The 12,340-nt window shown below is 66.1% G+C and carries 11 protein-coding genes; 6 read left to right on the top strand and 5 right to left on the bottom strand.

Annotation, left to right across the window (positions count from 1 at the left end; translation table 11 throughout):
• Positions 1 to 27: 27 nt before the first annotated feature.
• The gene (locus Y958_RS04470; protein ID WP_088871053.1) at positions 28 to 492 is read right to left on the bottom strand and encodes a MarR family winged helix-turn-helix transcriptional regulator; all 465 of its coding nucleotides are present in this window, start codon (positions 490 to 492) and stop codon (positions 28 to 30) included.
• 147 nt (positions 493 to 639) lie between these two features.
• On the opposite strand from Y958_RS04470, the gene Y958_RS04475 reads away from it, so the two are divergent.
• The 4 genes from Y958_RS04475 (at position 640) to Y958_RS04490 (ending at position 4,075) form a co-directional block, all read left to right on the top strand.
• A complete protein-coding gene (locus tag Y958_RS04475) occupies positions 640 to 1,020 on the top strand; it encodes a tautomerase family protein (protein ID WP_040848959.1) in 381 nt (126 codons plus the stop codon).
• Positions 1,021 to 1,096: 76 nt separating this feature from the next.
• On the top strand, positions 1,097 to 1,792 hold the full coding sequence (locus tag Y958_RS04480; protein WP_088871054.1) for an SDR family NAD(P)-dependent oxidoreductase: 696 nt from the start codon (positions 1,097 to 1,099) through the stop codon (positions 1,790 to 1,792).
• Positions 1,793 to 1,898: 106 nt separating this feature from the next.
• Positions 1,899 to 3,236, top strand: coding sequence for an LLM class flavin-dependent oxidoreductase (locus tag Y958_RS04485; RefSeq protein WP_088872473.1), 1,338 nt, complete (start codon positions 1,899 to 1,901; stop codon positions 3,234 to 3,236).
• Positions 3,237 to 3,403: 167 nt separating this feature from the next.
• Positions 3,404 to 4,075 (top strand): hypothetical protein, encoded by a 672-nt coding sequence (locus Y958_RS04490; RefSeq protein ID WP_145727943.1) that lies wholly within the window; start codon positions 3,404 to 3,406, stop codon positions 4,073 to 4,075.
• A gap of 38 nt (positions 4,076 to 4,113) precedes the next feature.
• Here the strand turns inward: Y958_RS04490 and Y958_RS04495 are convergent, their stop codons facing one another.
• Complete coding sequence (locus Y958_RS04495) at positions 4,114 to 4,950, bottom strand: oxidoreductase (RefSeq protein WP_088871056.1); 837 nt, start codon at positions 4,948 to 4,950, stop codon at positions 4,114 to 4,116.
• A 136-nt stretch (positions 4,951 to 5,086) separates the two neighbouring features.
• Here Y958_RS04495 and Y958_RS04500 point away from each other — a divergent pair, with 136 nt between their 5' ends.
• Positions 5,087 to 6,004, top strand: a complete 918-nt coding sequence (locus tag Y958_RS04500; protein ID WP_088871057.1) for a LysR family transcriptional regulator — start codon at positions 5,087 to 5,089, stop codon at positions 6,002 to 6,004.
• Between the two features lie 11 nt (positions 6,005 to 6,015).
• Here the strand turns inward: Y958_RS04500 and leuA are convergent, their stop codons facing one another.
• The 3 genes from leuA to Y958_RS04515 form a co-directional block, all read right to left on the bottom strand.
• A complete protein-coding gene (gene leuA / locus Y958_RS04505; protein WP_088871058.1) occupies positions 6,016 to 7,683 on the bottom strand; it encodes a 2-isopropylmalate synthase in 1,668 nt (555 codons plus the stop codon).
• 554 nt (positions 7,684 to 8,237) lie between these two features.
• Positions 8,238 to 10,403: a TonB-dependent siderophore receptor gene (locus tag Y958_RS04510; RefSeq protein ID WP_088871059.1), complete on the bottom strand. Its 2,166-nt coding sequence runs from the start codon at positions 10,401 to 10,403 to the stop codon at positions 8,238 to 8,240.
• 155 nt (positions 10,404 to 10,558) lie between these two features.
• Complete coding sequence (locus Y958_RS04515) at positions 10,559 to 11,182, bottom strand: TetR/AcrR family transcriptional regulator (protein WP_186291259.1); 624 nt, start codon at positions 11,180 to 11,182, stop codon at positions 10,559 to 10,561.
• 116 nt (positions 11,183 to 11,298) lie between these two features.
• Here Y958_RS04515 and Y958_RS04520 point away from each other — a divergent pair, with 116 nt between their 5' ends.
• A complete protein-coding gene (locus Y958_RS04520) occupies positions 11,299 to 12,282 on the top strand; it encodes an MBL fold metallo-hydrolase (RefSeq protein WP_088871061.1) in 984 nt (327 codons plus the stop codon).
• Positions 12,283 to 12,340 lie beyond the last annotated feature (58 nt).

Genomic DNA, 12,340 nt, shown 5'->3' on the forward strand with positions numbered 1-12,340 from the left:
TAGGATTGGTCAGAGCTGGCGCTTTACTTAGACGGGCTCCGCCAGTTCCGCTGTTTCCACCTGGCGCAGCACGGCGCGCAGGGTCAGGGCGTTGTCGCTGCCGAAGGCGTGTTCGAACCGCGCTTGCGCCGCCGACCACAGCGGCTGGGCCTGGGCGATCAGATCCTGCCCCTCCGCCGTCAGCACCAGCACCCGGCGGCGCTTATCCGCCGGCGTGATGGTCAGACGCACCAGGTTGCGCTTTTCCAAGGGGCGCAGCAGGTGCCCCAGGGTGGAGCGGTCCATGGCCAGCAGGGCCGCCAGGTCCTGGATGCCGTTGGGTCCATGGCGGTTGAGGCGGGACAAGATGGAATACTGGTTGATGCCCAGCCCTGTAGGCGCCAAGGCCGCGTCGTAGAACTTGGTCAGGCGGCGGGAGGCCTGACGCAAGGCGGCGCAGTTGCACTGCGTGGGTTCGGACAGGTCGGCGGCAAGAGGGGCGGTGTCAGGCATGAATGGTCCTGGTGGAAACGGGCGCCAGCATATCAGGCGCGCCTGTGGTGGCGCTGTCAACGACCATATGGGCAATTACCCGTAAATGCGGCATGCTCGTGTTCAGGTATCCCGTTCGGGGCCGCCCACAACCGGAGGAAACCCCCAATGCCGCTCGCCCGTATCGACCTGATCAAAGGCAAGTCCGCCGAATACCGCCACACCATCGGCGAGGTGATCTATGAGGCCATGCTCAGCACCCTGAACGTGCCCAAGGACGACCGTTTCCAGATCATCACCGAACATGGTGACAGCGACTTCGTGGCCGATCCGACCTATCTGGGCATCCACCGCACCCGCGACACGGTGATCATCCAAATCACCCTGAACCAGGGCCGCACGCTGGAGGTGAAGAAGGCCTTCTACAAGGCGGTGGCCGATGGCCTGCACGCCCGGTTGGGGCTGCGGCGCGAGGACGTGTTCATCAACCTGGTCGAGGTGCCCAAGGAGAACTGGTCCTTCGGCAACGGCGAAGCGCAATACGCGTGATCCAAGGAAAATGGGGCGCCGGCCGCCCCGATGGCGCCCCTGGCCGGCGACCGCCGGCGCCTGAGGAGAAACGGAAATGACCCAGAAATCAGCGCTGATCGTTGGCGCGGGCAAGGGCATCAGCGCCTCTTTGGCCCGCCTGCTGACCCATGAGGGTTACCGTGTGGCCCTGGCCGCGCGCAACACGGACAAGCTGGCCGACCTGGTGGCGGAAACGGGGGCCCAGGCCTATGCCGTCGACGCCGCCGAGCCCGAGGCGGTGGCCCGCCTTTTCGAACAGGTCGACACCGACCTGGGCGTGCCGGAATTGGTGGTGTTCAACGCCAGCGCCCGCGCACGGGGGCCGGTGCAGGACCTGGACCCCGCCCAGGTGCTGGAGTCCTTGCGCATCTCCGCCTACGCCGGTTTCCTGGTGGCCCAGGCGGCGGCGGTGCGCATGCGCCTGCTGGGCCGGGGCAGCATCCTGCTGACCGGCGCCACCGCCAGCGTGAAGGGCCTGGCGGGCTCAACCCCCTTCGCTATGGGCAAGTTCGCTTTACGCGGCATGGCGCAAAGCCTGGCGCGCGAGCTGGCGCCGCAGAACATCCACATCGCGCACTTCGTCATCGACGGCGGTGTCGCCAGCAGCTGGTCCAAACCCGGCGAAGACGGGCCGGAGGACAAGTGGCTGGATCCCGACGCCATCGCCCGGGAATACCTGCATATCCACAATCAGCACCGCAGCGCCTGGACCTGGGAGGTGGAACTGCGCCCGTGGGTGGAGAAGTTCTGACGATCAACCATTCCCGGCGCCACTCAACGGTCTCATTGAGAAGACTCGTTTGTGTGGCGCCGGTCCCGCCCGGATGCTGACCGCCTCGATTTCAGCGGAGGCGATCATGAGTGCGGGCAAGCAGTTGAAACTGGGCTTCATCCTTCACGGCGTTGGCCGCACCTGGGGTGATTGGCGCCACCCGGACGCCCAGCCCGACGCCAGCACCAACTTCGCCTTCTACAAGCGCCAGGCGCAGGTGGCGGAGAAGGGGCGCTTCGACTTCCTGTTCGTGGCCGACAGCGTCTACATCACCGAGAAATCCAGTCCCCACTATTTGAACCGGTTCGAGCCGCTGACCATCCTGTCGGCCCTGGCCGGCGCCACCAGCCATATCGGCCTGGTCGGCACCCTGACCGTCAGCTACAGCGAGCCCTATAACGTGGCGCGCCAATTCGCCTCGCTGGACCATATCAGCGGCGGCCGGGCGGGTTGGAACGTGGTCACCAGCTGGCTGGAGGGCAGCGCCGCCAACTACAGCAAGCCCCAGCACCTGGCCCATGACCAGCGCTATCGCCTGGCGGCCGAATACCTGGATGTGGTCCAGGGCCTGTGGGACAGCTGGGAGGATGACGCCCTGGTCCATGACAAGGAAAGCGGCGTCTTCTTCGACCCCAAGAAGCTCAACACCCTGGACCATAAGGGGGAGTTCTTCCAGGTGAAGGGCCCCCTAAACATCGCCCGTAGCCCGCAGGGCCAGCCGGTGATCTTCCAGGCCGGCGCGTCGGAGGATGGCAAGAACTTCGCCGCCAAGCACGCCGACGCCATCTTCGTCGGCCAGGACGATCTGGCGGAGGCGCAGGCCTACTATGCCGACGTGAAGGCGCGGGCCGCCGGCTTCGGTCGTGATCCGGAGAAGGTGTTCATCCTGCCGGGCGTGGCGCCGGTGGTGGGCGCCACGGAAGCGGAGGCCGAGGCGAAGTACCAGGAATTGGCCAACCTGGTATCCATCGAGAACGCCCTGTCCATGCTGGGCCGGCCGTTCAACGACCATGACTTCAGCCAGTACGACCTGGACGCGCCTTTCCCCGAGGTCGGGGCGGATGCGTACAACAGCACCCAAAGTGCGGTGCTGAAGATCGTGGCGGCCGCCAAGGCGGACAACCTGACCCTGCGCCAGGTGGCCCAGCGCTTCGCCACCCCGCGCGGCAATTTCGTCGGCACGCCGGAACAGATTGCCGACAAGTTCCAGCACTGGCTGGAGGCCAAGGCCGCCGACGGCTTCGTCTTCTTCGAGGCGCTGCCCAAGCAGTTGGACGTGTTCGTGGAGACGGTGGTGCCCATCCTCCAGGACCGCGGCCTGCTGCGCCGGGAGTATGAGGGCGAGACCTTCCGCGACAATCTGGGGCTGGAGGTGCCGGTCAACCGCTTCACCGCGCGCAAGGCGGAAAAGGGCGCGGCGTAGGCTGCGAGCAAAAGGGGGCGCCGGGCAGAAGGGGCAGTGGGCACGGCACCGCCTGCCCATCCCCTTCACACGATTCATGGCCTCACGAAAAGTTGTATCTACCCGGAGACATTGCGCCGCCGCTCTTGGGATGGACATGCTGCGCCATCCATAGAGGGGAGTGGATTATGGGAAAAGCATATGCTGTCGGGGCCGTTGCCGCCGCCGTGCTGGTGGCCGGTCCCGCCTTCGGACAGGCGACCGCCCGGCCTTGCGGCGTGGAGGCGGCGGCCGGCCCCGCTTGCCTGATGGCCCACCAGAACATCGCCGTCTTGCCGGAGGGCGACATTTATTGGCACCTGGACACCTTCCCCTCCAAGGCGGCGGCGGAAGCGGCGGCCAGCAAGACGGGCAGCGTCGTCGCCGCCTTCGGCAAGGTCTGGCTGTTCACCATTGAAGGGAGGGGATGGCGGCCCCCGCAGGGCGGTACGCATGTGGCAGACATCGGGCCCCTGCCGGTGACCTCCGCCGCCTCCTATTCGGCGGAATATCTGCGTTCGGTCTTCACGCCCGGCATGACGGCACCCCTGCACGTGCATTCAGGGCCGGAGGCCTTCTATGCGCTGACCGGGGATACGTGCCTGGAGACGCCGGCCGGCGCGCGGCAGGAGCGGAGACCGGGCAACAGCCTAGTCATCGAGGGCGGCCCGCCGATGCTGCTCATGGCCATCGGCACGGCGCCGCGCCATGGCTTCGCCCTCATCCTGCACGATGCCGCCCGGCCGCCGACCACCCTGATCCAGGATTGGCAGCCGCAAGGGCTGTGCGCGCAGCAGTTCGCGCGCGATCAGGCGCAATAAGGACGGGACGGCCCTTCTCGAAGGGCCGCCCCGTCTCCTCACGCGCCGGCTGGAAAGTCGGTGGACAGCGCCACCTCCCGCCACTGCGCCAGTTCGCCGGCCACGAAGGCGTTCTTCTTCTCGATGGCGGCCACCGTGTCGCTGCCCAGTGGCAGGCGCACGGGCGGCTGCGGCGTGTTCACCAGGGCGATGAAGGCCTGGGCCAGGCGGGCCGGGTCGCCCGGCTGGGCATGGTTGGCGCCAGCGGCGAAGTCGCGCATGCCGCCCACCGTGGCGTGATAATCCTCGATCTGCGCCTTGGTGCGCGACAGCGACTGGTCATCCAGGAAGTCGGTGCGGAAGAAGCCGGGCTCCACCACGGTTGCATGAATGCCCAGGGGGGCGACCTCCAGCGCCAGCGCCTCGGTCAGGCCTTCCACCGCGAACTTGGTGGCGCAATAGGGGCCCCAGCCGATGAAGGACTGATAGCCGCCGATGGACGACAGGTTGATGATGTGACCGGCGCGCTGGCGGCGCATATGCGGCAGCACGGCGCGGGTCACGGCCAGCAGGCCGAAGACGTTGGTGGCGAACAGGCGTTCCACCTCCGCCCCGCTGGCTTCCTCCACGCCGCCCAGCAGCCCGTAGCCGGCGTTGTTCACCAGGATGTCGATGCGGCCGAAGGTCTTGACGGCCTGTTCCACCGCCGCCTGGGCCTGCACCTCGTCGGTCACGTCCAGCTTGGCGGCCAACAGGCGGGGAAGGGATCCGAAGCGGGCGGTGACGGTGGACGGGTCGCGGGCGGTGGCGACCACGGCGTCGCCGGCGGCCAGGGCCTGCTCGGTGATCAGGGCGCCGAAACCCCGGGACGCCCCGGTGATGAACCAGACACGCATGATGCTCTCCTTTGCTTGGGGGCCGGGGCCCATTGCCGCCGGCTGACGAAGGGAAAGCTAGCGCCGCGCATCTGATGAATTAATCCAAGGAATTTGCGTTAGCCTGATGAGACAACTTCATCAATAATACCGACCTATGAAACGCATCGATCCGGCGGAGCTGTCCGTCTTCCTGGCCATCGCCACCCATCGCAGCTTTCGCAAGGCGGCGGTGGAACTCGGCGTGACGCCATCCGCCCTCAGCCACGCCTTGCGCGCCATCGAGGAACGGCTGGATCTGCGCCTGGTCAACCGCACCACGCGCAGCGTCGCCCTGACCGAGGCGGGAGAGCGGCTGTACGGCCGCATCCGCCCGGCCTTCCTGGACATCCATGACGCCATCGAGGATTTGAACAGCTTGCGTGGCCAGCCCGTGGGCACCTTGCGCCTGAATGCCTCGCAGGCGGCGGCGCGGCTGGTGCTGCTGCCCCTCGTGCTGCGCTTCCTGGCGGCCTTCCCCGACGTGCGGGTGGAGATGGTAGTGGATGACGCACTGGTCGATGTGGTGGCCGGCGGCTTCGACGCCGGCGTGCGCTTCGGCGAGAGCATCGCCGGCGACATGATCGCGGTACCTTTAGGCCCCCGCCAGCGCTTCGCCGTGGTGGGATCGCCCACCTATTTCGAACGCCATCCGGTGCCGGCCACCCCGCACGATCTGCGCGGCCTACCTTGCATCCGCTACCGCTTCCTCAGCGGCGTGCTCTATCGCTGGGAATTCGAGCGGGCGGGCGTGGCGCTGGATGTGGAGGTCGACGGCCCCCTGACCCTCAGCGACCAGGATCTGATGGTGGACGCGGCCTTGGCCGGCACGGGCCTGGCCTATGTGTTCGACGTCCGGGTAACCGAGCTGGTCGCGTCGGGCCGCCTGGTGCGGGTGCTGGAAGACTGGTGCCCCTATTACCCCGGCCTGTTCCTCTACTACCCCAGCCGCCGGCACCTGCCCGCCGCCCTGCGCGCCTTCATCGATTTCGCGCGGGCGCCGGGGCAGGGCCGTCCGCAGGCGAGACGGCCCTGAACCCTGGTTGCTCAGCCCGCCCCGTTGGCGGCGCTGAGCACGGCGCGGACGGAGGCGGTGGCGACGTCGGTGTCGATGCCCACGCCGAAGACCTTGCGGCCGTCGCCGGTGCGGCACTCGACATAGGCCGCGGCGCGGGCGTCACCGCCGTGGCCGATGGCGTGTTCCTGGTAATCGACGATGTCCAGGTCCACGCCGCAATCGACCTTCAGGGCGGCCAGCACGCTGGACAGCAGGCCGTTGCCCCGGCCGCTGATGCTGCGTTCCTCGCGGCCGACGCTGACCCGGCCGGCGAACATGCGCTCCTTGCTGCCGGCGGTGCCCGTCTCCTGATAGTCGATCAGCTCGAAACGCTGCAGGCCGGTCAGGCAGTAGGTGTCCTGGAAGATGGACCAGATGTCGGCGGCGGTCAGCTCGCGGCTGGTCTCATCGGCATAGCCCTGGACCACGCGGCTGAAATCGATCTGCAGGGGGCGGGGCAGCTTCAGGCCCTTGTCCTGTTCCATGACCCAGGCGATCCCGCCCTTGCCCGACTGGCTGTTGACGCGGATCACCGCTTCATAGCCGCAGCCCAGGTCGGTGGGATCGATGGGCAGGTAGGGTACGTCCCAGACTTGGTCGTTGCGGCCGGCCTGCGCCGCGAAGCCCTTCTTGATGGCGTCCTGGTGCGATCCGGAGAAGGCGGTGAACACCAGCTCACCGGCATAGGGGTGGCGGGGGTGCACCGGGATCTGGTTGCAGTACTGGACCGTCTGGACGACCGACTGGATGTCGGAGAAGTCCAGGCCCGGGTCCACGCCCTGGGTGTATAGGTTCAGGCCCAGGGTCACCAGGTCGACATTGCCCGTGCGCTCGCCATTGCCGAACAGGCAGCCTTCGACACGGTCGGCGCCGGCCTGCACCGCCAGTTCCGCCGCGGCCACGCCGGTGCCCCGGTCGTTATGGGGGTGGACGCTGATGATGACGCTGTCGCGGCGGCTGATCTGGCGGCAGAAGCGTTCGATCTGGTCGGCATAGATGTGGGGGCCGGCGGCCTCCACCGTGGCCGGCAGGTTCAGGATGACGGGCTTGTCCGGCGTGGGTTGCAGCACGTCCAGCACCGCCTCGCATACTTCCAGGGCGAAGTCGGGCTCCGCCGTGCTGAAAGTCTCGGGCGAGTATTCGAAGATCCAGTCGGTCTCAGGATACTTCTCCGCCTGCTCGCGCATGATGGTCACGCCCTTGACGGCGATGTCCTTGATGCCGGCCCGGTCCATGCCGAAGACGATGCGGCGCCAGGCGGGGGAGATGGCGTTGTACATGTGGACGATGGCGCGGGGGGCGCCCCGCAGGCTCTCGAACGTGCGCTCGATCAGGTCGCGCCGCGCCTGGGTCAGCACCTGGACGGTGACATCGTCGGGGACCTTGCCGCCTTCCACCAGGCTGCGGACGAAATCGAATTCCGTCTGCGAGGCGGAGGGGAAGCCGACCTCGATCTCCTTGAAGCCGATCTTCACCAGCATGTCGAAGAAGCGCTGTTTCTTCTCCGCGTCCATGGGATCGATCAGGGCCTGGTTGCCGTCGCGCAGGTCGGTGGACAACCAGCGCGGCGCCTGGGTGATGGCGCGGGACGGCCAGGTGCGGTCGGGCAGGTCGGCGTGGGCGAAGGGGCGGTACTTGGTGGACGGATCGCGCAACATGATCAGGGCGTCTCTGCTCTATGTGTATTCAGTCGGGGAGGTGAATACGGCCAGGGGTACAGCCGCCGGATGGCCGTCAGGCCCGGCGACCGCCGGTAAGGAGCAGGCGCGCGGCGAAGGTCAGCGGCTGGGCGCTGGCGGCGGCGATGCTGGCCTTGGCAGAGAAGCCCCTGGGGGCGGCGTGACACGACATTTGGAAACTCAGCGAACCTTGCGCAAACTTATGACGAAATCCCCGGTCCTCTCAGGAGGCCGGGTTCATAAGAAGCAGCAGGGTGGTCGCGAAGTCGGTCATGATGGGCAGGATAAAAGCGGCATCCGGCGGGCGTGTCAAGCGAACATGCTCACGAAATTTCAATGGCGGCCATGCCCCGGCATCAAAGGGTCGATGCCGGGCTACTGGCGACAATCTTTGGTCGCTCAGCCTAATGTCGGTGGCACGAGATAAAGACTCGTGCCACCGTAGCCCGCGACCGCGGGTGCCGGAGTGAGCACCGTAGGAGCGGAACGAGGACAGCCAAAGGCCCGGACGGGCCTGTCGGCGCCTGAGGAACTCACAAATCAAGCGTGGCTGAGAAGCGCACGGTGGCCGGCATGCCCGAGTAGAGCGTGGGGCCGCCGGTGGCCCAGTACCGCTCATTGGTCACGTTGTCGGCGTTGACGCGCAGGGTCAGGCCATTGCCCTGCACCTGGGTCTTGTAGCTGGCCCCCAGGCTCAGCGTCGTGTAGGCGGGCAGGGTGGCGCGGTTCTGCGCATCCGCCGCGCGATCGCCGGTGTAGTAGACGCCGGCGTTCAGGCCCACGCCGTCCAGGAAGTCCGGATGGTATTCCGCGAAGACGGAACCGGACCAGCGCGGCGTGTTCTCCACCCGCCTGCCATCCTGGTAGATGCTGCCGGTGTTCTCCTGAAGGGCGTTCAGGTACTGGCCGCTGACCATGATCGACAGGTCGGGCAGCACCTCCCCCTGGACGGAGGCTTCGACGCCCTGGTGGATGGCCTGGCCGTTCAGGACGTAGGTGTTGTGGATGTCGGTGTAGGCCAGGCCCCGGTCGATATGGAACCAGGCCAGCGACATCATGGCGCCGGCCACTTCCATGCGGCCGCCCACCTCCACCTGCTTGCTGACGATGGGGTTTAGGATGCTGCCGGCGTTGGTGGTGCCGTCCGGCGCGGTGCCGGCGCTCTCCAGCCCCTCGATATAGGTCGCGTACAGGCTGGACTTGGGCGTCAGCTTATAGACCAGGCCGGCCGTGGGGGTGACGGTCTGGACGGCATAATTGCTGGCGGCCGAGCTGGTGTCATAGTCGACATAACGGGCGCCGGCGATCAGCAGCCAGCTTTCGCCCAGGTGCGCCATGTCCATGACATAGCCGCCGGTGTCGATGTTCACGCTGCCGGCCAGCAGGCGGGTGGTGGTGAACTTCAGCGTGTCGTAGGCGACATCCACGGGATCGTACAGGTTCTGCTTGATCGCGGTGTAGGACTGCTGGTGCTGGTCCTCCTGCGTCTGGCGGTTGCGGCTGAAGCCGATCAGCAGCTCATGGCTGATGGGGCCGGTGTCAAGCTTGCCGGACACTTCCAGCCGCAGGTTCTGGTTGCGATATTCCTGGTCGGGCGTGTAGGTGCCGGTCACCGTGCCGGAGCCGGTGGCCAGGTTGACGCCGCCCAGGTTGGCGATGGTGCGCTGCCGGCGGGTGGAGGCGACGCCGAACTCCGCGCGGGCCGACCAGTCGTCGGTGATGGCGTAATCGGCGCGGCCCACCACGTTGGTGGCCCAGGTGTTGTAGGGTGCGTTCAGCGGGGCGAAGCGCAGGCTGGGGTCCGGGATGGACGGCAGGATGATGGTGCCGCCGTTGCCGCCTTTGGCGCCCACGGCGGTGGGCAGGGTGATGCCACCGGGCTCATCCATCTCACGGCGGTAGTATTCGGCGTCCAGCTTGAAGGTCAGGCGCTCGCTGGCGCGCCAGTCGAAGGCGCCGCTCATCAGCCAGCGGCGACCGTCCACGTCGTTGACCGGCGTGCCGATACGTGAGGCGTAGCCGTTGACGCGCGCGCCGTATTCGTTGTGGTCGCCGAACTCCCGCCCGATGTCGAAGCCGCTGCCGAAACTGCCGTTGTTGTCGCCGTTCAGGGTGAAGGAGGTGACGGGGTCGGACCCCGCCCGCTTGGTCACCACGTTGACGATGCCCGACGGCGTGCTGATGCCGTAGTAAAGGGCCGACACGCCCTTCAGCAACTCAACCCGCTGCTTGTTCTCGATGGGGATGGGGCCCAGGTTGATGATGGGCAAGGACCCGTTAAGGCGATAATTGGTGCGCGCGTTCATCAGCACGCCGCGCGAGACGAAGTTGTTGCTGGTCAGGGGGCTGGTGGATTGCTGCGTCACGCCGGGCGTGTTGCGCAGCGCGTCGTCCAGCCCCTGCGCCCCCTGCGCGTCCAGCAGGGCGCGCGGCAGGATGGCGACGGTCAAGGGCGTGTCCAGCAGCGACTGGTTCCGGAAGGCGCCGACCTGCACTACCTCCGCCTTGAAGGAGGGGGCCTGCGTGCCGCTCACGATAATGTCGTCCAGGGCCTTTTCCTGGCCGGCGTCCGTGGTGGAGGCCGTCGTGTCCACGGCGGCGTCCATCGCTTCCGTGGCCATCGCTTCCGTGGCCTGGGCCCGCAAGGGGGCCTGCATCGCCGCCAACAGGGCAAGCATCGACACGGCGCACTTTTTCATCGTGTTTCCATTATTCAGTCAGGATCGGTTGGCATCCTGATACTGATAATGAGAAACGATCGCAACATCGATTTTAACAAGATCGTTAGGCGCTTTTGACAGGGGCGGGCCTGGACCGACGCCCGGATCGATCAGGTCAGGAACAGGTCAGCGCCTCAAAGTTCGTGCAGATTGGGAACGGGCTGATCCCTCTCCAACGCCGCAACAGCTTCCCGAGCGGCCAGTTCCGCCCGCCTGCGTATGTCCTGCTCCGACGGAGCTGGCAGGCCAAGTAGCACACGATAGTCATCGAGACCGACCAACCGCTCGAAGAAATCATGGCCGATCTGGCGCCGTCGCTCCGCCGGCATCCCGGATGTACCGGCCCGAGTTGACAGAAAAGAGTCCAGCCTTTCGACGTGCGCGTTGATCAGGCCATCGTACGCCAACGCACCAAGGTGCGGAAATCGCCGTATCTCGGTCATGACGACCCGGAGCAGGTTGGTCGTCTTCGCGCCGCGAATGCGCTCCTGGAACATCACGCCGACAAAGAGAAGAATGTCCGCGAGCGGCTTCTTCAAAACCTCCTCGATCTTGACCGACTCTTCCATATCGACCGGATGGCACGCGCTTTCCATTACCGCTGCAAAGAGATCGTCTTTGGTTCGAGCATGGCGGTACAGCGTCATGATTGAAACGCCGGCCTCACGGGCGATGCTCTCCATTCCGCTGCCGGCATAGCCGTCCCGCACGAACGCCTGCTCGGCGGCCGCCACGATCGCGGCGCGCTTACGCGCCATCACTTTCGCTCTCGGATGATCGGGGGACCAATCCCTCATGCGTGTTGACTCCTAACGATAGTCGTCATTATCGTTATGGCGATAATGTACGTTATTGTTACACGAAAGGCAGATCAATGGCCCAGGCTATCGAAGGCGGGAACCCGCTCTTGGCGCGGATGCGTCGCCGCCCGATCAACAGCACGCTGATCGGGCTCGCGATACCGCTCTTGGGGGCGCTGCTCTGGTTCGCCTGGACTTTCGCACCGGTCCGGCTCGATGTGCCGCAAGTCGATGTCGGGGCGCTGCCGCCAGCCACACCTCCGGCCGCCATGTCGATCAGCGCGATGCCGACAGGAACATACGAAACCCCCGCGGCGTTGGCATTTCGGGGCGGTTCGTGGAGCGAGAAGCGCGCATTCGCCGCGAGCGGCGTCCTCGTGCGGCATCCCAAGGGGAACCTGCTGATCGACACCGGGTTCGGGCGGAATGTCGAGCAGCAACTCAAACTGCTCCCCTCGCTCCAACAGTCGCCTCATCACCTTGGCACGCCCATCATCGATCAGTTGGCCAGGGGGCCTGCCGACACGATTACCGCGATTATTCCAACCCATGCACACTGGGACCACATCAGCGGCATGGATGATTTCCACGGCATACCCGTACTGGTGGACGATGCCGGCCAGCGCTTTATCGGCTCGCATGGTGAGGGCACCGAGGTGCTCAACAGCTTCCATGAGGTTACCTATCAGGCCTATCACTTCGATGGCGGCCCCTATCTTGGTTTCCCAAGCAGCCACGACGTCTACGGCGACGGCTCGGTTGTGATCGTGCCGGCACCCGGCCATACACCGGACTCGGTCGTCGTCTTCGTCAACCTGCCCTCGGGCAAGCGTTATGCCTTTGTCGGTGACCTCGTTTGGCAGATGGAAGGGCTGACGCGGCCGGCGGAGAAGCCTTGGATGATGCGGTTCCTGATTGGCGAAGACCGCTCCGAAATACAGACAGCCATCGCGCGCATCCGCGCCGCAACCACGCGCTATCCCGAGATCACGGCCGTTCCCGCGCATGACGGTCGTGCGTTCAGCTCGATCGCCATCTATCCAGCGTCAACCCGCTGACGAGGCCAAATTCGTTTGGCTCAAGGATGCGCCGGATGCGGGGGTGAATCGGCGTGGA

The organism is Nitrospirillum viridazoti CBAmc (assembly GCF_000730165.1).
Taxonomy (GTDB): Bacteria; Pseudomonadota; Alphaproteobacteria; order Azospirillales; family Azospirillaceae; genus Nitrospirillum; species Nitrospirillum viridazoti.